Source organism: Nocardioides phosphati, from assembly GCF_014646375.1.
GTDB lineage: Bacteria > Actinomycetota > Actinomycetes > Propionibacteriales > Nocardioidaceae > Nocardioides > Nocardioides phosphati.
Genome location: NZ_BMNI01000001.1, coordinates 676,280 through 699,106, shown reverse-complemented (window position 1 = coordinate 699,106; position 22,827 = coordinate 676,280). Strand labels below are relative to the sequence as shown.

The window sequence follows — 22,827 nt, the reverse complement described above, 5'->3', positions numbered from 1 at the left end:
CTGTGCTGACGAAACGGTGCAGCAACAGAACCATGACGCAAATCCGGCACATCTTCCAGTTGGGTAGTCCATGTTCTGTGACGGGCGCTACTCAAACGGTTGCCTACACTCGTGCCATGACACTCGACGCCCAGCCGGAGTGGTTCCGCACCGCCGTCTTCTACGAGGTCCTCGTCCGCTCGTTCAAGGATGCCGACGGCAACGGCACCGGAGACTTCCGCGGACTCGCCGAGAAGCTCGACTACCTCGAGTGGCTCGGCGTCGACTGCCTCTGGATTCCCCCGTTCTTCCCCAGTCCGTTGCGGGACGGCGGCTACGACGTCGCCGACTACACCGGTGTCCACGAGGAGATCGGCACCATCGAGGACTTCCAGTGGTTCCTCGACCAGGCCCACGAGCGCGGCATCCGCGTGATCATCGACGTGGTCATGAACCACACCTCCGACCAGCACCCCTGGTTCCAGGCCTCGCGCGCCGACCCCGAGGGGCCCTACGGCGACTTCTACGTCTGGTCCGACACCGACGAGCTCTACCAGGACGCCCGGATCATCTTCGTCGACACCGAGCCGTCCAACTGGACCTGGGACCCCGTCCGCGGGCAGTACTACTGGCACCGCTTCTTCCACCACCAGCCCGACCTCAACTTCGACAACCCCAAGGTCCACGAGGCGATGCTCGAGGCGCTCGCCTTCTGGCTCGACATGGGCGTTGACGGCTTCCGCCTCGACGCCGTGCCCTACCTCTACGAGCGACCGGAGACCAACGGCGAGAACCTCAAGGAGACCCACGAGTTCCTCCGCGACGTCCGCACGTTCGTCGACACGAACTACCCCGACCGGGTCCTGCTCTGCGAGGCGAACCAGTGGCCGGCCGACGTCGTCGAGTACTTCGGCGGCGAGCACGACTCCGAGGGCAACTGGGTGGGTACGGAGTGCCACATGGCGTTCCACTTCCCGGTCATGCCCCGCATCTTCATGGCCGTACGACGCGAGTCGCGCTTCCCGATCTCGGAGATCCTCGAGGACACTCCGCCGATCCCCGACGGCTGCCAGTGGGGCATCTTCCTGCGCAACCACGACGAGCTGACGCTCGAGATGGTCACCGACGAGGACCGCGACTACATGTGGGCCGAGTACGCCAAGGACCCGCGGATGAAGGCGAACATCGGCATCCGCCGTCGCCTGGCTCCGCTGCTCGACAACGACATCAACCGCATGGAGCTCTTCACCGCGCTCCTGCTCTCGCTCCCCGGCTCGCCCGTCCTCTACTACGGCGACGAGATCGGCATGGGCGACAACATCTGGCTCGGTGACCGTGACGGCGTCCGCACCCCGATGCAGTGGACGCCGGACCGCAACGCCGGCTTCTCGACGGCGACGCCCGGCAAGCTGTTTCTTCCGGCGATCCAGGACCCGGTCTTCGGCTACCAGTCCGTCAACGTCGAGGCACAGCTGGAGAACTCCTCCTCGCTGCTGCACTGGACCCGCCGGATGATCCACGCGCGGCGCGGCCACGCGGCGTTCGGACTGGGCACGTTCCACGACCTCGGCGGCTCGAACCCGACGGTCTTCTCGTTCATCCGCGAGCAGACCGACGAGCACGGCAACGGCGACGTCATCCTCTGCGTCAACAACCTCTCGCGCTTCCCGCAGCCGGTCGACCTCGACCTCCGGCGGTGGGAGGGCTGGACGCCCGTCGAGCTCCTCGGCGGCGTGCCCTTCCCGGCGATCAGCGATCACCCGTATCCCCTGACGCTCGGCGCCTACGGCTTCTACTGGTTCCGCCTCACTCGGGAGACGACCGCATGATCACTCCGTACCGCAGCGACATCGAACGCCACCTGGCCACCGCCCGCTGGTTCGCCGGCAAGGGTCGACCCTTCCGGGTCGCCGGGCTCCGCAGCGCGCCCGTGCCCGGGGGCTCCGACGGCCTCGAGCTGCTGGTGGTCCTGGTCGAGGTGGAGTACCTCGACGCTGCCGGCGGCACCGAGCTCTACCAGCTGCCCGTCTCCGTCCACGCCGCGCCGAAGGAGCACCTCGAGCCGGCCTGGATCGGCCGCTGGGACGGCCGCCACGCGTACGACGCGACGCACGACCGGGCTGCGATGACCCAGTGGCTGGAGGCCTTCGCGCTCTCCGCGGACGAGCTGGCCCGCGTCGACACCCCGCTGCGGTTCCACCGCTGCGGTGACGCGGACCTCCCGACCGGCGAGCGGCCGGGACTGATGACCGCGGAGCAGAGCAACTCGTCGGTCGCCTACGGCGAGGAGCTGCTGATGAAGCTCTTCCGCAAGGTCACTCCCGGGCCCAATCCCGACATCGAGATCCACGAGGTCCTCACCCGGGCCGGCTCCGACCACGTCGCCGCCCTGCACGGCTGGGTGGACTGGGAGACCGACGAGGGCGAGGTCGTCCAGCTCGCGATGCTCCAGCAGTTCCTGCGCACGGGCAGTGACGGCTGGGCGCTCGCCCGGAGCTCCGCGCGTGCCCTCTTCGCCGAGGCCGACCTCCACGCCCACGAGGTCGGCGGGGACTTCGCCTCCGAGGCGGCACGCCTGGGCCAGGCGCTCGCCGAGACGCACGCGACGCTCGCCGAGCACTTCCCCACCCAGCAGCTCGACGCCGCCGGCGCCCGCGCCCTCGCGGACACGATGCTGGCCCGGCTCGACTGGGCGGCCGAGCAGGTCCCCGCCCTCGAGCAGTACGTCGACCGCCTGCGGCCGCGGCTGGCCGTCGTCGCCGACGTGGCCGAGGAGGCCGGCGTACGTGTGCAGCGGATCCACGGCGACCTGCACCTGGGCCAGACGCTGCGCACCGTCAAGGGCTGGAAGCTCGTCGACTTCGAGGGCGAGCCGGCGCGGCCGCTCCACGAGCGGAGCCACCCGGAGCCGGTCTGGCGCGACGTCGCCGGCATGCTCCGCTCCTTCGACTACGCCGCTGCGGTCGTGCAGCGCGAGCTCGGCGGCGAGGGTGCCGCGTCCGACGACCAGCGCGCCTACCGGGCCGAGGAGTGGGTCGAGCGCAACCGCCGCGCCTTCCTCACGGCGTACGCGGGGGGTGAGCTCTCCCCCGAGCAGGAGCTGCTCTGCGCTGCGTTCGAGGCCGACAAGGCCGTCTACGAGTGCGTCTACGAGCTGCGCAACCGGCCCGACTGGGCAGACATCCCGCTCGCTGCGGTGGCGCGCCTCGTAGCCAGCGAGACGGCCGCTGTTGCAGAGTGACCCCCATGACGGATGACACCACCCTCTCGGGCACCCCCGACGCCGCTGGCACGGAGAAGTCGAAGGGGGGCCTGGGAGCGAGCATCGGCAACGGACTGATGTTCGTGTGCCTGCTGGCCTTCGTCGCTGCCGGCGCGTTCCTCGGCTGGATCATCGCCATCACTGTCGGATTCCGACTGTGGGCCAACTGGCTGGGCGACCGCATCGACGGCAGCATGCTCGAAGGCACGCTGTGGGGCCTGAGCCTCGGCTTCTTCTTCTCGGTCCTTCCGCTCATCGTGGCCCGGCAGGCCCTGCGGCGCCGGCCGTCGTTCGCGGCGCGCCTGGTCATCCTCGCCATTGCCCTGGCGCTGGCCCTGCCCAACATCGCGACGCTCGCGATCCACTTCGGCAGTGGCAAGGGCGCCCACGCCGGCCAGCGGATCTTCGACGTCGACGCACCGGGCGTGGTCGTCGGCAGCTACGTCGGCATCGCTGCCGGCGTCGCGGTCTTCCTGCTGCTGACCGTCTGGGGCCTGATGCGCTGGAACGACAAGCGCAAGACCCGGAAGCTCTCGCGCAAGCTCGCCGAGATGGCAGGCGACACGGCCGAGTGACCGAGCCCGGCACCAGCGTCGAGACCATCGCGGACGGCATCGCCCGCATCACGTGGGCGCTGCACGTCCAGGAGCGCGACTTCCGCGAGGCGGTCGACGTGGTCTCCCTGGCCGTCTCGAGCGCCCTGCGCGACCACGGCCGGGTCGAGGTGCTGGTCGACCCCGAGGACGTCGTGGCGCAGCGCGTCGCGACCTGGTCGGGGCTCCACCGTGAGGGCGTGCTGCGCGGGTACCACGGCGGCACCGACCGGATCCTCTACGCGCGGCTCAGCTCCGACGCCCCGGTGACCGAGCCCGTCGGCTTCCGGTCGCTGCTCAACTCCTTCCTCCCGCGCAAGCGCGCGATCGGGCAGGTGCTGGTCCGCGACCCTGCCGGACGCGTGCTGCTGTGCCAGCTCACCTACAAGAAGGACTGGGACCTCCCGGGCGGCGTCGTCGAGGTCGGCGAGTCGCCGCAGCTCGCCGCCGTCCGCGAGGCCGAGGAGGAGCTCGGCCTCGAGATCCCCCGCGGCGACCTGCTCCTCACCGACTGGCTCCCGCCGTGGGGTGGCTGGGACGACGCGATCTGCCTCGTCTTCGACGGCGGCGTCCTGCCCGTCGACGTGCTCGACCGGATCGTCCGCGAGGAGCGCGAGATCCGCTCGGTCGCCTGGTGCACGCCCGAGGAGGTCGCCGAGCGCGCCGCTGACTTCACCGCCCGCCGGATCAGCGCCGCGCTGGCTGCGGCGACCGAGGGGCCGACGTACACCGAGTCGGGGCGCTAGGCCTCACGCCGGCGCCTCCACCGGTACGACGACGCGCGTCCGCGCGGGTGGTCGCAGCGCCACCAGCACGCCGAGCAGCATGACCACACCGCCCAGCGCCTCTGCCGCGTTGGGCCGGTCGCCGAACGCGACCCACGCCGCAACCATGGCCACCGGCGGCACCAGCAGCACCCACGGGACGACCAGGTGGGCGGGGTTGCGGGCCAGCAGCGAGTTGAAGATGCCGTAGCCGAGCAGCGAGCTGATGCCGGCGGTGAAGGCGGTCGAGGCCGCTGCCTTCCAGCCGAAGGCGGCCAGGCCTTCCGCGATGCCCGACGGCCCCTCGACCAGCAGGGAGACCGCGAAGAGCGGCACGGGCACGAAGAGCGCCGACCAGACGGTGACACCGAGGCCGCCCGGCGCCTTCGCAGCGCGGGCGATGACGTTGCCGACCGCCCAGCTGAGGGCGCCGGCGAGGCACAGCAGGAGGGCGGCGAGCGGGATGGCGCCGCCACGGCCGGTGGCGACGACGGCCAGGCCCACGGCCGCGACGCCCACCCCGAGCACCTGGACCGGCGTCGGCAGCTCGCGCAGCACGCCGGCCGCGATGACGATCGTGAAGAGCACCTGGGCCTGGAGCACGAGCGCGGCGATGCCCGGCGGGAGGCCGGCCTCCATCGCGGCGTACACGAAGCCGAACTGGCCGGCCGACATGAAGAGGCCGATGCCGGCGAGTGTCCGCCAGCGCACGGCGGGGCGCGCCACGAGGAAGACCGCCGGGACGACGACCGCGCAGAACCGGATCGCCGCGAAGAGCAACGGCGGCACGTCCTGGAGCCCCCACTCGATGGCGAGGAAGTTGACGCCCCAGATCAGGGCGACGAGGGCGGCAAGACGGCAGTCACGGGGGCTCACGCGGTCCAGTCTCCCGAGCGCGACCGTGCAGCACCAGCGAATTGAAATGCACCTGATCATTTAGCATCACTTCATGATCGATCTCGCTGCCCTGTCCGCGCTCCGCGCCGTCTCCGACGAGGGTTCCGTGATCGGCGCGGCCCGCGCGCTCGGGTTCACCCCCAGCGCCGTCTCCCAGCAGGTCAAGCGCCTCGAGCGCCAGGCCGGCCTTCCGCTGCTCGAGCGGGTCGGCCGCGGGGTGCTGCTCACCGATGCCGGCCGCCAGCTCGTCGAGGACAGCAGCCGCCTCCTCGCCGACCTCGAGCAGATCCGGGCCGACCTCCACCGCACCACGGACACCGTTGCCGGCCACGTCCGGCTGACGGCATTCTCGACGGCGATGCGCGGCATCATCGCCCCCGCCGTACGCCGCCTGCTCGACGCTCACGACGACCTCCGGGTCACCCTCGAGGAGCGCGAGCCGTGGGACACCGTCGACCTCGTCGCCGCCGGCCACAGCGACGTCGGCGTCGTGCACAGCTGGGGCGACCAGCCGGTTCTCGTGCCCGACCACGTCCGGACCGAGACGATCGCGCACGACGAGGCCGACGTGCTCCTCCCCCGCGACCACCCGCTCGCGGGGCGCCCGCGCGTGGCGACCATCGACCTGGTCGACGAGGGCTGGATCGCGACGCCGCCGGGCACGATCTGCCGCGCCTGGCTCGACCGGATGTACGTCGGCACCGGCCGCGTGCCGCGCATCGCCCACGTGGCGATGGAGTTCGACTCCCACATCGCGCTCGTCGACGCCGGCCTCGGCATCGCGCTCGTGCCGCGGCTCGGACGGCAGCCGCTGCCCGACGGCGTCGTCGCCGTGCCGGCGTACGACCCGGTGCCGACGCGGACCGTGACGGTGCTCTACCGCCGCAGCAGTGCCGCCTCGCCCGCGATCCGCGCCGTCGTCGACGCGCTCAGGGACCGCGAGGGGTCAGAAGAGCGCTGAGGCGAGGTTCTGCCGGCCGCGCAGCACCCGGGGGTCCTCGTTGCCGACAGCCGCGAAGAGGCCGATCAGGTGCTCGCGGGCCCGGGCCCGGTCATCGCCGGCCGTGCGCGCGACCAGACCGACGAGCCGGTTGAAGGCGTCCTCGACGTGGCCGCCGAGCAGGTCGAGGTCGGCGACGAGCGTCTGCGCGTCGACGTCGTCCGGGCTCTCCGCGGCAGCGGTGCGGGCGGTGGCGAGGTCGACGCCGCGGGTCCGCTGCAGCACCTTCGCCATCGCCAGCCCGGCGGCGGCCTCGGTGTCGGCCGGGTTGCCGTCGACCAGCTTCTGGTACTCCGCGACGGCGGCGTCGATGTCGCCGCGCTCGAGGGCCTCCTGCGCGGGGGCGTAGCGCGGGTCGACCGCGTCCTCGTCGCCCTCGACGGCGGCCGTCGCCCGCGGCTTGTGGCGCTGCGTGATGCCCTGCGCGGTGAGCTGCTGGGCCATCGACTGGAGCAGGGTGTCGATCTCCTCGCGCGAGAGCAGGCCCGTGATCGGCTGTGTCACGGGGCGGCCGTCGAGCAGGATCAGCATGAGCGGCACGGTCGGGATCTGCATCGCCTGCGCGAGCTGCGGGTTGGCGTCGACGTCGACGAGGCCGCAGAGGAAGCGCCCCTCCTGCGTCTCGACCGCCGTGGCCACGTCGTCGGCGTACGCCGCGGTCTCGGGCGAGCGCTCGGGCGCGAAGAAGGCGAGCACCACCGGGGCGTGCATCGACGCCTCGAGCACGCCCTGGAAGCTCTGCTCGTCGACCGTCACGGCGTAGGCCCCCGCGGGGCCGCCCGCGGGAGCTCCCTCGCCGGCGGGGGCGGCGGGAGCGGCCGGGCGCTTGAGCGCGGAGAGGTCGATGGCACCAGGACGGGAGAACGGCTGCTGCGTCATGGCTCCATCTTGGCCGACCGGGGCCACCGAGGCACACCCGGGGGCAGGCCCTCTGCGAGGATGCGAAGCATGACCAGCCCCGACGCACCGCTCCCCTTCGGCCGGCGCTACCGCCGCCTGATGTTCGGCGTGATCGCCACCGGCCTGCTCCTCCAGCTGCTCCTCGCGCTCTTCTTCCTGAGCATCGGCCACGCCCCGAAGCCGCACGACCTCCCCGTCGGCCTGGTCGCCGGCCAGCAGACGGCCGCGATCACCGCGAAGCTCGAGGAGGGCGGCTCCCTCGCCGTCACGCCGTACGCCGACAAGGCGGCGCTGGCGCGCGCGATCAAGCAGCGCGACGTCTCGGGCGGGCTGGTCGTCGGCCCCACGGGCACCACGGCATACACGGCGGGCGCGGGTGGCAACCTGCAGGCCGCGACCCTGCGCGCCGTCGCCGCGCAGCTCGACGCGAGCGCCGGCAAGCCGCCCGCCTCGACGACGGTCGACGTCGTCCCCCTGCCCGCCGACGACACCAACGGAGCCGTGGTCGGCTACGTCCTCCAGGTGCTCGCACTCGGCGGATCGGTCGCCTCCCTCGGGCTCGGCCGACTGATCCCGCGGGCCCCGCGCTCGGTCCGCCGCGGCGTCGGCCATGCCGCCGCGCTCGTCGCCTATGCGCTCGCGTCCGCCGGCGTGATGCTCGCCGTGCTGCACGGCTTCGGTGTGACGGCCGCCGCGAGCGGCGGCAGGCTGTACGTCGACATGGCACTGCTCTCGCTCGCGCTCACGGCCTCGACGGCCGGCTTCGTCGCGCTGATCGGTCCGGCCGGTGCGCTCGCCGGAGCGATCTACTTCCTGATCGGGGCGCCGATCTCGAGCGCCTCACTGCCGTGGCAGTTCCTGTCGCCGCTCTGGGCAGGCGTGGGCGCCTCGCTGCCCACCGGCGGTGGCGCAGCGGTGGTCCGCAGCGCGCTCTACTTCCCGGCCGCGACCGACGGGGCGGCGTACCTCTGCCTGGGCCTGTACGCCGGCATCGGCGTCGCCGTCATCCTCGTCACCAACGCGCTGGGCAACCGCTCCAACCGGACGTCGCTGCGCGTCTTCGACATCGTCACGCCGATCGCCGGCCGGCACCGGGCCTGACGCGCCTCAGTTCACCGAGGGACGCAGGCCGGCCCGGGCGACCACGCGCTGGATGGCGAGGTCACGCTCGTCGGGCCGCGCGACGTACCTGATGTCGCGCAGGCCCTGCTCCTGGGCCGCGGACTCGAAGACGAAGTGGCCGTAGCCGAGCAGACGCCCCTGCAGGGGCTTGGTGACGGTGATGTCGAGGATCCGGCTCAGCGGCATGGTCGCGACCTGCTGACCGAGGACGCCGTGCACCCGGAAGACGCGCATGTTGGTCACGACGAACCGGTCCATGTGCTCGGCGAGCGCCAGCCACAGCGCGTGCAGCGTGACCCCGAACGCGAGCACCATCGGCACCCACGCGATGCCGAGGGCGACGAACGGCGTGGCGCAGAGCAGCGCGACCGCGCCGAGCACCTCGAGCGCGGGCAGCGTGTAGACGACCCAGTGGTGACCGACCTCGTCGACGATGACCTCGCCCTCGTCGCGCAGCAGGTGCTTGCCGATCGCGGGATCGCCGAAGCGCTGCAGGAAGCCCATCAGGGGCTCAGTTCGTCTGGTCCAGGAAGCTCGAGACGAAGGAGATGACCGAGTCGAAGAGCTGGGTCGTGAGGGTCCACAGCTTGCCGCCGCCGTCGGCCGCGACGTTCGCCAGGCCCTGCGGGTCCTGGTAGAGCCAGAAGCCGATGAAGACCACCAGCACCAGCAGCACGAGCTTCTTGGCGTTCATCGACAGTCCTTCAACATCCCGGAGGGCGCGCCGGATCGGCGCGCAGGTCAAGCCCATTGGTAACACCAGCACCACGCGTGTGCACGGAGGCTCGCCGCAGCAGCCTCCGCGCACCCGCGCAGCGAGCGGGGTCAGGCCTTCTTCACGGCCTTCGCGAGCAGGTCGACCAGGTCGTCGAGCGCCCACGGCAGCGAGAGGGCGGTGGGCGGTCCGACCGCCGCCACCTTGTCGGCGCCCACGAGGTTGGCGACGGCCCCTGTCTTCACCTGCGCCATCGCCTTGTACGGCGCGCCTCCCTGCAGCTGCTTCAGCTCGTCCGCGCTGCCCGAGTACGTGAGCAGGACGTCGGAGGTGAGCTCGGTTGACTTCTCGTAGGCGAACGGGACTGCGAACGCGCCCTCGTCGGCGGTCTTCGCGAACCTCTCCACGCTCGGCGCGGTCGTGAAGCCCAAGTCGCGCAGCAGCTTCTCGCGCGGGTCGGCCGGCGTGTAGGTCCAGAACTGCTCGGTGTCGGGCGCGAGCGTGGCGATCGTCCTGCCCGTGAACTCCGGGTGCTCGGCGGCCTTGGCAGCCACCGCGTCGTCGAGCCCGTCGAGCACGGCTTCCGCCCGGGCCTTCGGCACCCCGAGCGCCTCGGCGGAGATGTCGACGACCTGGTCGAGCGGGGTCGCCCACGGGGTCGTCGGGTAGGCGACGACGTCGACACCCGGGATCTCCGCGAGCTTGTCGTACTGCGCCTGCGTCAGCCCCGAGTACGGCGCGAGGACCAAGTCCGGCTTCAGCGCGAGGATCGCCTTGTAGTCGGGGTCGCCCGAGGAGCTGGGCGTGAGGACCTCGGGGGTCTTCGCCCCCATGTCCGCGAGCTTCGCCTTCACCCAGGGCAGCACGCCGTGGGCGTCGCCGCCGTACGGCTGCGCCTCCATGCCGACCGGCACGACGCCGAGCGCGAGCATCGCGTCGGTGGTGCTCCAGCCCAGCGAGACGACCCGCTCTGGCCGCTCGGTGATCTCGGCCGTGCCGAGCGCGCCCTTGATGGTGACGGCATGGAAGGCGGGGTCGGCAGCGGCACCGTCCTCCTTCGCGGACGAGCAGGCGGTGGACGACAGCAGGACGCCGGCGAGCGCGGCGACAAGGCCTGCGGTGCGGGAGAGCTTCACCGTGGACTCCAGACTTCTCGGGGCGACCGTCGCACGGTCGCGTCAATACTTAGGCTTACCTTAGTTTGCTGACTTAGGATTACCTAATCACCGCGGTACGACGAGCGGCCCGCCCGTGACCGGGTCGGACACGACGACCGCCGCCAGTCCGAAGGCCTCCTCGACGGCGGCCTCCGTCAGCACGTCGGCCGGTACGCCGGCGCGCAGCACGCGCCCCCCGCCCATGACGACCATGTGGTCGCTGTAGCGCGCCGCGAGGTTGAGCTCGTGCAGCACCATCACGATCGTGGTGCCGCGCTCCGCGTTGAGGCGGGCGAGCAGCTCGAGCACCTCGACCTGGTGGGCGAGGTCGAGGTACGTCGTCGGCTCGTCGAGCAGCAGCACCCGCGGCTGCTGGGCGAGGACCATCGCGATCCACACCCGCTGCCGCTGGCCGCCGGAGAGCTCGTCGACCCGGCGTACGGCGAGGTCGGCGGTGTCCGTGGCATGGAGCGCCTCCGCGACGACCCGCTCGTCCTCGGCCGTCCAGCGGCGGAACAGGCCCTGGTGCGGCGAGCGTCCCCGGCCGACGAGGTCGGCCACCGTGATGCCCTCGGGGGCGACGGGCGACTGCGGCAGCAGCGCCAGGTCGCGGGCGACCGCGCGGGGCGCGAGCCGGGAGATGTCCGCTCCCCCGAGGAGGACGCGCCCGGCGGCCGGCTTCAGCAGCCGGCCGAGCCCGCGCAGCAGGGTCGACTTGCCGCAGCCGTTGGCGCCGACGATCGAGGTGATCCGGCCGGTCGGCAGCTCGAGCGAGAGGCCGTCGACGACGGCGCGGCGGTCATAGGCGAGCGAGAGACCCTCGGCGGCGAGCGTCGGCGGTGCGGCGAGGTGGGCGTCGAAGCAGGCGGTGGTCATCGGGTCCTCCCCCGGCGCGGGGCTGCGAGCAGCCAGATCAGGAACGGCCCGCCGACGAGCCCGGTCACGATGCCGACCGGGAGCGGCGAGCTGGGCAGGAAGTGCAGCGCGACGAAGTCCGCGAGCAGGACGACGACGGCACCGACGAGCGCGCTCTGCAGCAGGGCGGTGCGGCCGTCACCGACGAGGCGCCGCGCGATCGGCGCCGCGGTGAGCGCCACGAACGACACCGGGCCGACGACCGCGACGGCCGCGGCGGCGACGGCGGTGCCGACCAGCAGGGCGGCCAGGCGGACCCGCGAGGTGGCCACGCCCAGCCCGGCCGCGGTGTCGTCACCGAGCTCGAGGAGGTCGAGGCGGCGCGCAAGCAGCACCCCGGCGGGCAGCAGGACGGCCAGCACGGCCCCCAGCCGGGCCGCGTCGTCGAAGCCCGCGGAGCCGACGGAGCCGATCAACCAGACGAGGGCCTGCTGCGCCTGCCGGCTCTCCTGCCGGGTGAGCACCCAGTTGACGAGGCTCACCGCCATGAACGACAGGCCCACGCCGGTCAGCACGAACGCCTGGCCGGAGAGCCCGTGGCGCCAGGAGAGCGCGAGGTTCAGCCCCGCGACCACCAGCGCGCCGACGAGCGCGCCCACGGTGGCGGCGTACCCGCCGGGGGCGAGGAGCAGCGCGGTCACGGCACCGAGGCTCGCGCCCTGCGAGATGCCGACGATGTCGGGTGAGGCCAGCGAGTTGCGCAGGGCGCTCTGGTAGAGCGCTCCCGACAGCCCCAGCGCGAGCCCGACGAGCGCCGCGACCAGCACCCTCGGCAGCTGCCACTGCACCACCATCACCCGGTCGAAGGGGTCTCCCCCGCCGAGCAGCACGGCGAGCGTGCCGCGCGCCGAGACACCCGTGTCCCAGCTCAGCAGGAGCACGGCCGCAGCGAGGGCCGCGACCAGCAGCCCCACCCCCACCGACATACGGCGCACCCACCGTCGGCGCGCGACCGCGCGCACGACGGGCGTCACCGCCTCCACCGCGGACGCCGTCACATCGCCACCTGCCGCCCACGGCGGACCAGCCAGATCAGCACGGGCGCACCGAGGAAGGCGACGACGAGGCCGGCCTGGAACTCCTGCGGGCGGCTCAGCACGCGCCCGACGACGTCAGCGCCGAGCAGCAGCAGCGGGCCGAGCAGGGCGGTGAGCGGCAGCACCAGCCGGTAGTCGATGCCGACCAGCGCCCGCGCCGCGTGCGGGACGATCAGGCCGACGAAGACGACCGGACCGGCCAGCGCGGTCGCCGCGGCGGAGAGCAGCACCGCCGCGAGCATGACGAGGAGGCGGCCCCGCTCCACGCGGAAGCCGAGTGACCGGGCGACGTCCTCCCCCAGCGCCATCGCATTGAGGAACCGGGCGCTCGCGAAGGCGAGCAGCAGCCCGGGCACGGCGAGCGGTGCCACGGTCGGCACGAGCGAGAGCGGCCGGTTGACCAGGGCCCCGACCATCCAGAACCGGTAGTTGGTGAACGTGGTCAGGTCGGTGAGCAGGATCGCCGCGACGACGGAGGAGAGCGTGGCCGTGAGCGCGGCGCCCACGAGCGCGAGCTTCACCGGCGTCGCGCCCTCGAAGCCGAGCGAGGCGGCGCCGTAGACGACGACCGCCGCCACCAGGGCGCCGGCGACGGCGAACCACACGACCTGCGCCGGCGTGCTCACACCGAGCGTCCACATCGCCACCACGACGGCGAGTGAGGCGCCGGCGTTGATGCCGAGCAGGCCGGGGTCGGCGATCGGGTTGCGGGTCAGCCCCTGCAGCAGGGCGCCGGCGAGGCCGAGCGACGCACCCGCCACCAGCCCGAGCACCAGCCGCGGGAGGCGCTGCTCCCGCACGATCGCCTGGAGCCCGTCCCCTGCGTCGTACGACGTGAGCGCCTGCCACGTCGTCGCGAGCGGGACGTGCTGGACACCGACCGCGAGAGCCGCAGCAGCGACGCCGCCGAGCGCGGCGATGACGACCGGCCAGGCGGTCAGGTGGCGGAGCATGCGGACCTCGGGAAGCGTTGTGTGGCACCTGCAAGACAGGTAAGGCTTCCCTAACTCTAGCGGTCCTTCAGCAGCTCGTCCGCGGCGGCGTAGGGGTCGAGCTGTGCGGTGGCCACCCGGGCGGCCAGCATGTCGAGCTCGGCGCTGCCGGAGACAGCACCCCAGCGGCGGCGCAGCTCGCCCAGCGCGATCTCCTCGACCTCCACCCGCGCCCGCTTCGTACGCCGGCGCGCGAGCTCCCCGGTCGCCTCCAGGTAGGCGCGGTGCGCGTCGATCGCCTCGACGACCTCAGCCACACCGGTCCCCTCCTGCGCGACCGTCTTGAGGATCGGTCGCTTCCACGCGTCGGCGGCGCGCTCGGAGTGCGAGAGCATCCCGCGGAGGTCGCGGGAGACCTGCGCCGCGCCGTCGCGGTCGGCCTTGTTGACGACGTACACGTCGCCGATCTCGAGGATGCCGGCCTTGGCGGCCTGGATGCCGTCGCCCATGCCGGGTGCGAGCAGGACCAGGGTCGTGTCGGCGAGGCCGGCGACCTCGACCTCGCTCTGGCCGACGCCGACGGTCTCGAGCAGGATCGTGTCGAAGCCGGCCGCGTCGAGCACGCGCAGCGCCTGCGGGGTCGCCCACGAGAGACCGCCCAGGTGGCCCCTCGAGGCCATCGAGCGGATGTAGACGTCGGGGTCCGTGGCGTGCAGCGACATGCGCACGCGGTCACCCAGCAGCGCTCCCCCGGAGAACGGGGACGACGGGTCGACGGCGAGCACCGCGACCCGCTGCCCCTGCTTGCGCAGCTCGGTCACCAGGGCGGAGGTCGAGGTCGACTTGCCCACGCCGGGCGAGCCGGTCAGGCCGACGATGCGGGCGTGCCCGGTGTGCGGCATCAGCGCCGCCATCACCTCGCGCAGCAGCGGCGAGGCCTCCTCGACCAGCGTGATCAGCCGGGCGACTGCCCGGGGCGATCCCGCACGGGCGTCGGCGATGAGCTGGGGAACGGCAACGGCCGACCGACCCGAGGGTCGGCCGGCCGTCACAGCGTTGTGCGTGGAGCTCATCAGGCCTTGGCGGGGACCGTGATGATCAGCGCGTCACCCTGGCCGCCACCACCACAGAGGGCAGCAGCACCCGTGCCGCCACCGCGGCGGGCGAGCTCGAGGGCCAGGTGCAGCGTGATGCGCGCACCGGACATGCCGAGCGGGTGGCCGATGGCGATGGCGCCACCGTTGACGTTGACCTTGTCCTCGGAGACGCCGAGCTGGCGGGCCGACTCGATGCCGACGGCAGCGAAGGCCTCGTTGAGCTCGAAGAGGTCGATGTCGGAGACGGCGATGCCCTGCTTGGAGGCGGCCTTCTCGATGGCGTTGGCCGGCTGCAGCTGCAGCGTCGAGTCGGGGCCGGCGACCTGGCCGGAGGCACCGATCTCGGCGAGCCACTCGATGCCGAGCTCCTCGGCCTTCTTCTTGCTCATGACGACGACCGCGGCGGCACCGTCGGAGATCTGCGACGCGGAGCCGGCGGTGATCGTGCCGTCCTTGGCGAACGCCGGGCGCAGGCCGCCGAGCGACTCGACCGTGGTGGAGGCGATGATGCCCTCGTCCTCGGAGACGACCGTCTCACCCTTGCGGGTGGTGATGGTGACCGGGACGACCTCGTCGGCGAAGACGCCGTTCTTCCAGGCAGCAGCGGCACGCTGGTGCGACTGCGCGGAGAAGGCGTCCTGCTCCTCGCGGCTGAGCTTGGCGCCGGCGGCGTTGCAGCCCTCGGTCAGGTTGCCCATGCCCTGGTTGGTGAACTGGTCGTGGAGCGCGTCGTACATCATCGAGTCGATGAGCTTCCAGTCGCCCATCTTCGTGCCGCCACGCGAGTTGGGCAGCACGTGCGGGGCCTGCGACATGGACTCCATGCCACCGGCGACGATGATGTCGTGCTCACCGGCGCGGATCAGCTGGTCGGCCAGCGCGATCGCGTTGATGCCGGAGAGGCAGACCTTGTTGATGGTGTTCGCAGGCACGCTCATCGGGATGCCGCCCTTGACGGCAGCCTGACGCGCGGTGATCTGACCGGCGCCGGCCTGGATGACGTGACCCATGATCACGTACTCGACCTGGTCGCCGGAGATGCCGGCCTTCTCCAGGGCGCCCTTGATCGCGATGCCACCGAGGTCGGCGGCGGACAGGCTCGAGAGCCCGCCCAGGAACTTGCCGACCGGGGTGCGGGCACCCGCGACGATGACGGATCCGGACATGGATTCCTCCTGGTGCTGAAGACTGTTGATGCTCTCGAGCGTAGTCGTCGCCACGTCCGCGCGAGTAGGTGATTGGGATGTGGACCCGGTCACGGTGCCCGAGACGCGGCGTACGACGTAGCGCCGGCGCACGCTGGGGCAGGATGTGGCTCATGACTGTCGAGATTCCTGAGCACCTGTTCATCGCCATCGACCACGTCGGCATCGCCGTTCCCGACCTCGACGAGGCGATCGCCTTCTACTCCGAGAAGTTCGGCATGAAGGTCGCGCACGAGGAGACCAACGAGGAGCAGGGTGTCCGCGAGGCCATGGTGGCCGTCGGCGACACCGGCTCCCACATCCAGCTCTTGGCGCCCCTCTCCCCCGACACCACGATCGGCAAGTTCCTCGCGAAGTCGGGTCCGGGCCTGCAGCAGCTCGCCTACCGCGTCACCGACATCGACGCGGTCTGCGAGATCCTCCGCGAGCGCGGCCTGCGCCTGCTCTACCCGGAGCCGAAGCGGGGCACCTCCAACTCGCGGGTGAACTTCATCCACCCGAAGGACGCCGGCGGCGTGCTCGTCGAGCTCGTCGAGCCGAACCCCGACGCACACCACTGACCGACCCACGGCAACACCCGCAGAAATGACCGCTTGAAGGACTCTTCAAGCGGCTTGAGACGTCCGGCACAGCCTCTGCCGTGAGGCCGTGCGCGCGCTTATGCTTCGCCCCAATCAAGCGGCAACACCCGCCCACCTGACCACGCAGGAGATCAGCCCCGTGCAGAACATTCTCGACGCGATCAAGAACGAGGCTTCGGCTGAGGAGTTCGCGAACCTCGAGCTCCCCGAGTCCTACCGCGCCATGACCGTCCACAAGGACGAGGTGGACATGTTCGAGGGCATCGCGTCCCGCGACAAGGACCCGCGCAAGTCGCTCCACCTCGACGAGGTCGCGATGCCGGAGATCGGCCCGGGCGAGGCGATCGTCGCCGTCATGGCTTCCGCGATCAACTACAACACCGTGTGGACCTCGATCTTCGAGCCGGTCTCGACGTTCGGCTTCCTGGAGCGCTACGGCCGTGAGTCCGCGCTCGGCAAGCGCCACGACCTGCCGTACCACATCGTCGGCTCGGACCTCGCCGGCGTCGTCCTCGCCGTCGGTCCGGGCGTCACCAAGTGGAAGGCCGGCGACCGCGTCGTCGCGCACTGCCTCTCGGTCGAGCTCGAGGCCCCCGACGGCCACAACGACACGATGATGGACCCGTCGCAGCGCATCTGGGGCTTCGAGACCAACTTCGGCGGCCTCGCCGACGTCGCGATGGTCAAGGCCAACCAGCTCATGCCGAAGCCGGAGCACCTCACCTGGGAGGAGGCCGCCTCCCCGGGCCTGGTCAACTGCACCGCCTACCGCCAGCTGGTCTCCAAGAACGGTGGCGGCATGAAGCAGGGCGACAACGTCCTCATCTGGGGCGCCTCCGGTGGCCTCGGTGGCTTCGCCACGCAGTACGCCCTCAACGGTGGCGCCAACCCGGTCTGTGTCGTCTCCAACGAGGAGAAGGCCCAGATCGTCCGCAACATGGGCGCCGAGATGGTCATCAACCGCTCCGAGCTCGACCCGAAGTTCTGGAACGAGGAGGGCACCAAGCAGAACCCGAAGGAGTGGCAGCGCTTCGGCAAGGCGATCCGCGAGCTCACCGGCGGCGAGGACATCGACATCGTCTTCGAGCACCCGGGCCGCGAGACCTTCGGCGCCTCGGTCTACGTCACCCGCAAGGGCGGCACCATCACCACCTGCGCGTCCACGTCGGGCTACATGCACGAGTACGACAACCGCTACCTGTGGATGAACCTCAAGCGCATCATCTCCTCGCACTTCGCCAACTACCGCGAGTCGTGGGAGGCCAACCGCCTCGTCGCGCAGGGCAAGATCCACCCGACCCTGTCCCGCGTCTACACGCTCGAGGAGACCGGCCAGGCCGCCCTCGACGTGCACCACAACAAGCACCAGGGCAAGGTCGGTGTGCTCTGCCTCGCCGACGAGGAGGGCCTGGGCGTCAAGAACGAGGAGCTCCGCGCCAAGCACCTCGACAAGATCAACCTGTTCCGCGGCATCTGATCCCTCCGGATCCGATCCGCGCAACACTCGCGAACGCCCCGCCGGTCACCGGCGGGGCGTTCGTTTCGTTCAGGCGGGGCCCAAGGCGTCAGTCCTCGAGCACCTTCAGCGCCTGGGTCAGCGGGACCGTCAGGCAGGACCGCCGGGCCGTCACCGGGGCGTAGAGGGTGAAGCGGCACACGCCCGGCACGGGCCGGGAGACGGCCAGCACCTTCATCGGCTTCCGGTCGGCGCCCGTCACGATCCACTGGCCCGACCTGAGGTCGCGGGCACGCACGGATCGTGTCCGCGCCTGCTTCACCTCGTCACTCCGCATGGTCGCCACGCGAGACGGTCGGCGCACCAGCCGGAGCAGCCCTGGGCTCGAGACCGATGCGCGCGACCTCCTCGACGCGACCGTCGAGGTGGTGGACGAAGACGATGACCTTGCCGAACGTCGTGCCGACCTCACGCAGGTGGGCCACGGCGGCGTCGATGTCATCATGCAGGTCGATCAGCTCCGTGCCGTGATGGCAGGCAGCTCCGTCGGTGCGCTCGATGGCGCGCAGGAAGTACAAGGGCATCCCTTCAGCTCGTCTTCACGAGACAGGACGGCGCGGGTGTGGACAGGGTCATCGGAGTTCTCCTCGTGCGTGGTCGGTTCGATCGGACTTCGGGGTGGCCCTCTGGCCGACGCGAGCCGCGTGGACCCGTGCGTGGCTGATCGCCTCCGGCGTCGAGGCGAAGACGTGGCGTTCGTGGGCGAGACCGGCATAGGCGCCCAATTGCTCCAGCACCTGCCGGTGCTGCGGCTGCACACCGGAGAGGAGCACTGTGACGCCCCGGCGTTCGAGGCGGCGGATCGTGTCGGCGAGGACGTGCGCACCCGTGGCGTCGATGGTGGTGACGTGCGACATCCGCAGGATCACGACACGCGCACGCGACGCCTCGGCGAGCTCGAGGAGGAAGTCATGGGCCGCACCGAAGAAGAGAGGGCCGTCCAGCCGGTAGGCGACGATGTGCTCGTCGAGCAGGCCCTGCTCCTCGCCGACGTGCTCGGCCTCGTCGAGCGGAGTCGGTGACAGCACGGCGGTCCGGGCCGTCGCGCGCAGGGCGAAGAAGCCCGCGACCACCAATCCGATCAGCACTGCCTGCACGAGGTCGAGGGCGATCGTGGCCATGGCGGTCACCACCAGCGTGGCGGCGTCGCCGCGCGTGGAACGCAGCAGCGCGGACAGCGCACTGAAGCGGACCATCTGCACAGCCGTCGCCACCAGGACGCCGGCGAGCGCGACCAGCGGGATCTCCCGCACCCACGACGCGGCGAGGACGACGACCCCGAGGATCACGACCGCGTGCACGAGTGCTGCGAGCCGCGAGGTGGCCCCCGCGCGGACGTTGACCGCGGTGCGCGCCAGAGCCGCCGTCGCAGGGATGCCGCCGAACAGCGGTGCAGCGAGGTTGGCAAGGCCCTGACCGAAGAGCTCGCGGTCGGGGTCGTGCCGTCGCCCGACGTTCATCGCATCGGCGACGCTCGCCGACAGCAGGCTCTCCAGCGCGGCCAGCGCGGCAACCGCGACCGCCGGTAGGAGGAGCGACTCCAGGCCACCCCAGGGAATCGCCGGGAGACGGGGTGCGGGTATCCCGGACGGCACCGCACCGAGGACGGAGAGGCCCCATCCGAGACGGTCGTTGGCGAGAGCCAGGACGATGACGACGGGAAGCGCGACGGGCAGGCCCGGACGGAGACGCGCCGCCAGCAGGATCGTGACGACCGTTGCTGCGCTGATGGTCGGCGCCACCCACTGCGTTCCCGGTTGCCACGTCCCCGCTGCGCGCACCGCCACAGCCAGCACCTTCCCGGCGGACGCGTGCACGCCGAGCACGAGCGGGACCTGCTGGAGGGCGATGATCACGGCGATTCCTGCCGTGAAGCCCTCGACCACGGGCGTCGGCACGTAGCGGACCACCCGGCCCGCGCCGGTGAAGGCGAGGACCAGCAGCAGGACGCCGGCCAGGAGGCCGACGACGAGGACGCCGTCACGCCCGTGTGCACTGAAGATCGGCACCAGCACCACGGTCATGGCACCCGTGGGCCCGCTCACCTGGACCCGGCTTCCGCCGAAGATCGCGGCCAGGCTTCCAGCAACGACAGCCGTCACCACGCCTGCCCCCGCCCCGAGACCGGCCGTCTCGCCGAACCCCAGGGCGAGCGGCAGGGCCACCAGCGCGACCGTGATGCCCGCCGAGAGATCACGGCCCCATCGCGAGCCACGCCAGTCCGCCCGGGTCGGCAACAGGGCCCGCAGGCGCCGGACGGCCACTGAGGACGCCATCAGCATCATTGCGGGCGCACGACGGCGAGGTCGTTCTCGAAGTCACCCATGCCCGCAGCCCGGTCGCCCAGGATCCGCCGGGCAGCCAGCAGCAGGTCGCGGACCTCGGGTGCCGTGAGGCTGTAGATCACCTCGCCACCGATGCGGTGCGACGCGACCAGCGACGTACGCCGGAGGATCCCGAGCTGCTGGGACAGGCTGCTCTGCTCGACCGGTATCTGCACCCCGAGCTCACGTACGGCACGGTCACCCTCGGCGAGCAGCTCCAGGATCCGGATCCGCACGGGGTGGCCCAGCGTCCGGAAGAACTCCGACTTCGCCTGGTAGAGCGGCACGCTCATGACTGCCGCCGCGGTGGTGTTTCCGTGGTGGGCAGTCGGCATCAACCATATCCTTCCCGGGTCGCGGATCGTTCTACGAAGATATCGCAATGTGAAAACATTTTCATCTCTTGTAGACTTGCCGACGAGCGCCCCTGATCAGTCACGCGTCCCGGGGCTGCCCACCGCCATGTGCGCCGGCTACTGGCCTGCCGGCGTGCATGGCGCAACCACGACCTGGGGTGCTGTGCTCCCCATCCCACCGCGGTGCGTCGCGGCCCGCCGCCTTGGCCCGATCCGCCAGACTGTCCCCCATGAGCGACGACAGCCTCTCGATCTTCGGTGAGAAGGCGGCCGACAAGGCCGCGCAGCAGGGAGACACGGAGCCCACGCAGGTCATCCCTGCCGTGAAGGCCGCTCCCGCCCCGACCCAGCAGGCCCCGCAGCCGGCCGCCCAGCGGCCCGCAGCCGCGGCGCCAGCGCGCCCGGCGACGCCCGCGACGCTCCCGGCCCTCCCCGTCGTACGCCGTGGCTACGACGTCCCGGCCGTCGACACGCTCCTGCGCCAGCTCCTCGGCGAGAAGGCCGGTCTGGGCAGCAGCCTGGGCGAGAGCGAGAAGCGCGTCATCGAGCTCGAGAAGCGGGTCAAGGACCTCGAGGCGAAGCTCTCCGAGAGCGAGACCCCGACGTACGCCAGCCTCGGCGGCCGCGCCAACGAGCTGCTCCGCCTCGCCGAGGAGGAGGCCGACGACATCCGCTCGGCCGCCCTGACCGAGGCCGGCGACATCCGCTCGCAGGCGACCAAGGACGCCAAGGCGATCCGCGCCGAGGCGACCCGCGAGGCCGAGGACATGCGCGTCGTCCAGCTCAAGGAGCTCGACGAGCAGCGTGCCCGGATCCTCGCCGACGCCGAGCAGGAGCGCTCCCTCGCCCGCAGCGAGGCCACCGACCTGCGCGCGTCCGCCCAGCGCGAGGCCGACCAGCTCCGTCTGGCCGCCCAGCAGGAGACCGCCGAGCTGCGCACCTCCGCCCAGCGCGAGGCGGAGAAGGCGCGCGCCGCCGCCGACCGCGAGGTCCAGGAGGCCCGGCGCACGCTCGCCGTCGAGAAGGAGCGCCTCGCCAAGGAGGCCTCCGACCACCACTCGACCGCGCTCGCCGAGACCAACCGCCTGGTCAAGGAGGCCGAGGACCGCGCCACCGCCGCCGAGAAGCGCGCAGGCGAGGCCATCGCCCAGTCCAACGCCCAGCGCCAGCAGGCCCAGGCCGAGGCCGACGCCCTGCTGGTCCGTGCGCGCCGCGAGGCCGAGCAGATCGTCGCCTCCGCGCGCTCGCAGGCGGAGAACCTCACCGCCAACGGCCAGGCCGAGGCGGAGCGCGAGCTCACCGACCTGCGCAACGAGGTCTCGCGCCTCGGCAAGCGTCGCGACGCGATCGTCGCCCAGCTCGCCCAGCTCCGTGACGTGGTCGCGGGCTTCGGCGAGGAGTGACGTGGTGGCTCCGGAGGAGCCGGGCGCACCGCTCGGGCACGGCCCGTTCTACCTCGGCTTCTTCGGCGCCCTCGGCGCACTGACGGCGTTCTGGCTGGGCACCCAGGTGCTCGCCATCGGGCACATCCTCGTGCTCATCGTCGTGGCGCTCTTCCTCGCCGCCGGCCTCAACCCGGCGGTCATGTGGATCACCGGCCTCGAGGTCCGCGGCCGGCGGATCAAGCGCCACTGGGCGCTCCTGCTCGTCATCTCGGTCGTCATCGGTGTCCTCGCGCTCTTCCTGGCCGCGATCGTCCCGGTCATCGGTGACCAGATCGCCCTGATCACGGCCCACGCGCCGGGCTGGCTCGACGAGCTCCAGCGCAACCGCCAGGTGCAGAAGTGGAACGACGAGTTCGCGCTCATCGAGAAGGCGAAGGCCTACATCGAGGGCGGCGAGCTCGGCAAGCAGCTCTTCGGTGGCGTCCTCGGCTTCGGCCTGGCGGTGCTGTCGGCCCTGGGCAACGCCTTCGTCGTCATCGTGCTGACGCTCTACTTCCTCGCCTCGATCGACAAGACCAAGGACGCCCTCTACGAGCTGGCGCCCGCCTCGCGACGGGCCCGCGTGCGGATGCTCGGCGACCGGATCATCCTCAGCGTCGGCGGCTACGTCTCCGGCGCCTTCGTCGTCGCGGTCTGCGCAGGCCTGAGCTCGCTGGTCTTCCTCTTCGTCATCGGCCTGGGCGAGTACGCCGTGGCGCTGGCGTTCACGGTGGCCCTGCTCGACGTGATCCCGATGATCGGCGCCACGATCGGCGCCGTCGTGGTCACGGCGATCGGCTTCGCCACGGACGTCCACATCGGCATCGCCTGCATCATCTTCTACGTCATCTACCAGCAGGTCGAGAACTACGTGATCTACCCGCGCGTCATGAAGCGGTCGGTCGACGTGCCCGGCTCGGTGACGGTGATCGCCGCGCTGATCGGCGCCGCCCTGCTCGGTGTCGTCGGCGCGCTGCTGGCGATCCCGACGGCGGCCGCGATCCTGCTGCTCGTGCGCGAGGTGTTCATCCGGCGGCAGAACGCCGTCTAG

24 protein-coding genes are annotated in these 22,827 nt (G+C 71.6%); 10 read left to right on the top strand and 14 right to left on the bottom strand.

Annotated elements, in window-relative coordinates; translation table 11 throughout:
* Window positions 1-116 precede the first annotated feature (116 nt).
* Genes treS through IEX47_RS03540 form a run of 4 tightly spaced genes read left to right on the top strand, consistent with a single transcriptional unit; the run spans window position 117 to window position 4,580 of the window.
* Window positions 117-1,808, top strand: coding sequence for a maltose alpha-D-glucosyltransferase (gene treS / locus IEX47_RS03555; protein ID WP_229662588.1), 1,692 nt, complete (start codon window positions 117-119; stop codon window positions 1,806-1,808).
* The gene (locus IEX47_RS03550; RefSeq protein WP_188782572.1) at window positions 1,805-3,220 is read left to right on the top strand and encodes a maltokinase N-terminal cap-like domain-containing protein; all 1,416 of its coding nucleotides are present in this window, start codon (window positions 1,805-1,807) and stop codon (window positions 3,218-3,220) included. Before treS ends, IEX47_RS03550 begins: the two co-directional genes overlap by 4 nt.
* Window positions 3,221-3,225: 5 nt before the next feature.
* Entirely contained in the window at window positions 3,226-3,816 is a 591-nt protein-coding gene (locus tag IEX47_RS03545; protein WP_188782571.1) for a hypothetical protein, read from the top strand.
* Window positions 3,813-4,580: an NUDIX domain-containing protein gene (locus IEX47_RS03540; RefSeq protein ID WP_188782570.1), complete on the top strand. Its 768-nt coding sequence runs from the start codon at window positions 3,813-3,815 to the stop codon at window positions 4,578-4,580. The genes IEX47_RS03545 and IEX47_RS03540 overlap by 4 nt, the downstream gene beginning before the upstream one ends.
* A 3-nt stretch (window positions 4,581-4,583) precedes the next feature.
* On the opposite strand, the gene IEX47_RS03535 is transcribed toward IEX47_RS03540, so the two are convergent.
* Window positions 4,584-5,474 carry an EamA family transporter gene (locus tag IEX47_RS03535; RefSeq protein ID WP_229662587.1) on the bottom strand — a complete coding sequence of 297 codons (891 nt, stop codon included), beginning with the start codon at window positions 5,472-5,474 and terminating at the stop codon, window positions 4,584-4,586.
* Window positions 5,475-5,547: 73 nt separating this feature from the next.
* Between IEX47_RS03535 and IEX47_RS03530 the strand changes: the two genes are divergently transcribed.
* Entirely contained in the window at window positions 5,548-6,456 is a 909-nt protein-coding gene (locus IEX47_RS03530) for a LysR family transcriptional regulator (protein ID WP_188782568.1), read from the top strand.
* Here IEX47_RS03530 and IEX47_RS03525 read toward each other — a convergent pair.
* Window positions 6,442-7,374 (bottom strand): co-chaperone YbbN, encoded by a 933-nt coding sequence (locus IEX47_RS03525; protein WP_188782567.1) that lies wholly within the window; start codon window positions 7,372-7,374, stop codon window positions 6,442-6,444. The two genes, IEX47_RS03530 and IEX47_RS03525, sit on opposite strands and share 15 nt — an antisense overlap.
* Before the next feature lie 69 nt (window positions 7,375-7,443).
* Between IEX47_RS03525 and IEX47_RS03520 the strand changes: the two genes are divergently transcribed.
* On the top strand, window positions 7,444-8,496 hold the full coding sequence (locus IEX47_RS03520; RefSeq protein ID WP_188782566.1) for an ABC transporter permease: 1,053 nt from the start codon (window positions 7,444-7,446) through the stop codon (window positions 8,494-8,496).
* Between the two features lie 6 nt (window positions 8,497-8,502).
* Here IEX47_RS03520 and IEX47_RS03515 read toward each other — a convergent pair whose 3' ends face one another.
* The 8 genes from IEX47_RS03515 to IEX47_RS03480 form a co-directional block, all read right to left on the bottom strand.
* Window positions 8,503-9,021, bottom strand: coding sequence for a PH domain-containing protein (locus IEX47_RS03515; protein ID WP_188782565.1), 519 nt, complete (start codon window positions 9,019-9,021; stop codon window positions 8,503-8,505).
* A 7-nt stretch (window positions 9,022-9,028) separates the two neighbouring features.
* On the bottom strand, window positions 9,029-9,211 hold the full coding sequence (locus tag IEX47_RS03510) for a hypothetical protein (protein WP_188782564.1): 183 nt from the start codon (window positions 9,209-9,211) through the stop codon (window positions 9,029-9,031).
* A 131-nt stretch (window positions 9,212-9,342) separates the two neighbouring features.
* Window positions 9,343-10,368, bottom strand: a complete 1,026-nt coding sequence (locus tag IEX47_RS03505) for an ABC transporter substrate-binding protein (protein WP_188782563.1) — start codon at window positions 10,366-10,368, stop codon at window positions 9,343-9,345.
* Window positions 10,369-10,455: 87 nt separating this feature from the next.
* Window positions 10,456-11,265, bottom strand: coding sequence for an ABC transporter ATP-binding protein (locus IEX47_RS03500; protein ID WP_188782562.1), 810 nt, complete (start codon window positions 11,263-11,265; stop codon window positions 10,456-10,458).
* On the bottom strand, window positions 11,262-12,302 hold the full coding sequence (locus tag IEX47_RS03495; RefSeq protein WP_229662586.1) for a FecCD family ABC transporter permease: 1,041 nt from the start codon (window positions 12,300-12,302) through the stop codon (window positions 11,262-11,264). The genes IEX47_RS03500 and IEX47_RS03495 overlap by 4 nt, the downstream gene beginning before the upstream one ends.
* Window positions 12,299-13,294 carry a FecCD family ABC transporter permease gene (locus IEX47_RS03490; RefSeq protein ID WP_188782561.1) on the bottom strand — a complete coding sequence of 332 codons (996 nt, stop codon included), beginning with the start codon at window positions 13,292-13,294 and terminating at the stop codon, window positions 12,299-12,301. Before IEX47_RS03490 ends, IEX47_RS03495 begins: the two co-directional genes overlap by 4 nt.
* 56 nt (window positions 13,295-13,350) lie before the next feature.
* On the bottom strand, window positions 13,351-14,346 hold the full coding sequence (meaB, locus tag IEX47_RS03485) for a methylmalonyl Co-A mutase-associated GTPase MeaB (protein ID WP_188782560.1): 996 nt from the start codon (window positions 14,344-14,346) through the stop codon (window positions 13,351-13,353).
* Complete coding sequence (locus tag IEX47_RS03480; RefSeq protein ID WP_188782559.1) at window positions 14,346-15,536, bottom strand: acetyl-CoA C-acetyltransferase; 1,191 nt, start codon at window positions 15,534-15,536, stop codon at window positions 14,346-14,348. Before IEX47_RS03480 ends, meaB begins: the two co-directional genes overlap by 1 nt.
* A 143-nt stretch (window positions 15,537-15,679) precedes the next feature.
* Here IEX47_RS03480 and mce point away from each other — a divergent pair, with 143 nt between their 5' ends.
* Entirely contained in the window at window positions 15,680-16,135 is a 456-nt protein-coding gene (gene mce, locus IEX47_RS03475) for a methylmalonyl-CoA epimerase (protein WP_373289203.1), read from the top strand.
* A gap of 160 nt (window positions 16,136-16,295) precedes the next feature.
* Window positions 16,296-17,633, top strand: coding sequence for a crotonyl-CoA carboxylase/reductase (gene ccrA / locus IEX47_RS03470; protein ID WP_229662585.1), 1,338 nt, complete (start codon window positions 16,296-16,298; stop codon window positions 17,631-17,633).
* Between the two features lie 88 nt (window positions 17,634-17,721).
* Here the strand turns inward: ccrA and IEX47_RS03465 are convergent, their stop codons facing one another.
* The 4 genes from IEX47_RS03465 to IEX47_RS03450 are packed head-to-tail and all read right to left on the bottom strand — an operon-like array spanning window position 17,722 to window position 20,331.
* Window positions 17,722-17,949: a hypothetical protein gene (locus tag IEX47_RS03465; RefSeq protein ID WP_188782557.1), complete on the bottom strand. Its 228-nt coding sequence runs from the start codon at window positions 17,947-17,949 to the stop codon at window positions 17,722-17,724.
* Window positions 17,939-18,196 carry a hypothetical protein gene (locus tag IEX47_RS03460; RefSeq protein ID WP_188782556.1) on the bottom strand — a complete coding sequence of 86 codons (258 nt, stop codon included), beginning with the start codon at window positions 18,194-18,196 and terminating at the stop codon, window positions 17,939-17,941. The genes IEX47_RS03465 and IEX47_RS03460 overlap by 11 nt, the downstream gene beginning before the upstream one ends.
* 48 nt (window positions 18,197-18,244) lie before the next feature.
* Window positions 18,245-19,948, bottom strand: coding sequence for a SulP family inorganic anion transporter (locus IEX47_RS03455; protein ID WP_188782555.1), 1,704 nt, complete (start codon window positions 19,946-19,948; stop codon window positions 18,245-18,247).
* A 5-nt stretch (window positions 19,949-19,953) separates the two neighbouring features.
* Window positions 19,954-20,331 (bottom strand): ArsR/SmtB family transcription factor, encoded by a 378-nt coding sequence (locus IEX47_RS03450; RefSeq protein WP_229662584.1) that lies wholly within the window; start codon window positions 20,329-20,331, stop codon window positions 19,954-19,956.
* Between the two features lie 251 nt (window positions 20,332-20,582).
* On the opposite strand from IEX47_RS03450, the gene IEX47_RS03445 reads away from it, so the two are divergent.
* Window positions 20,583-21,755 (top strand): DivIVA domain-containing protein, encoded by a 1,173-nt coding sequence (locus IEX47_RS03445; RefSeq protein ID WP_188782554.1) that lies wholly within the window; start codon window positions 20,583-20,585, stop codon window positions 21,753-21,755.
* 4 nt (window positions 21,756-21,759) lie between these two features.
* On the top strand, window positions 21,760-22,827 hold the full coding sequence (locus IEX47_RS03440; protein WP_229662583.1) for an AI-2E family transporter: 1,068 nt from the start codon (window positions 21,760-21,762) through the stop codon (window positions 22,825-22,827).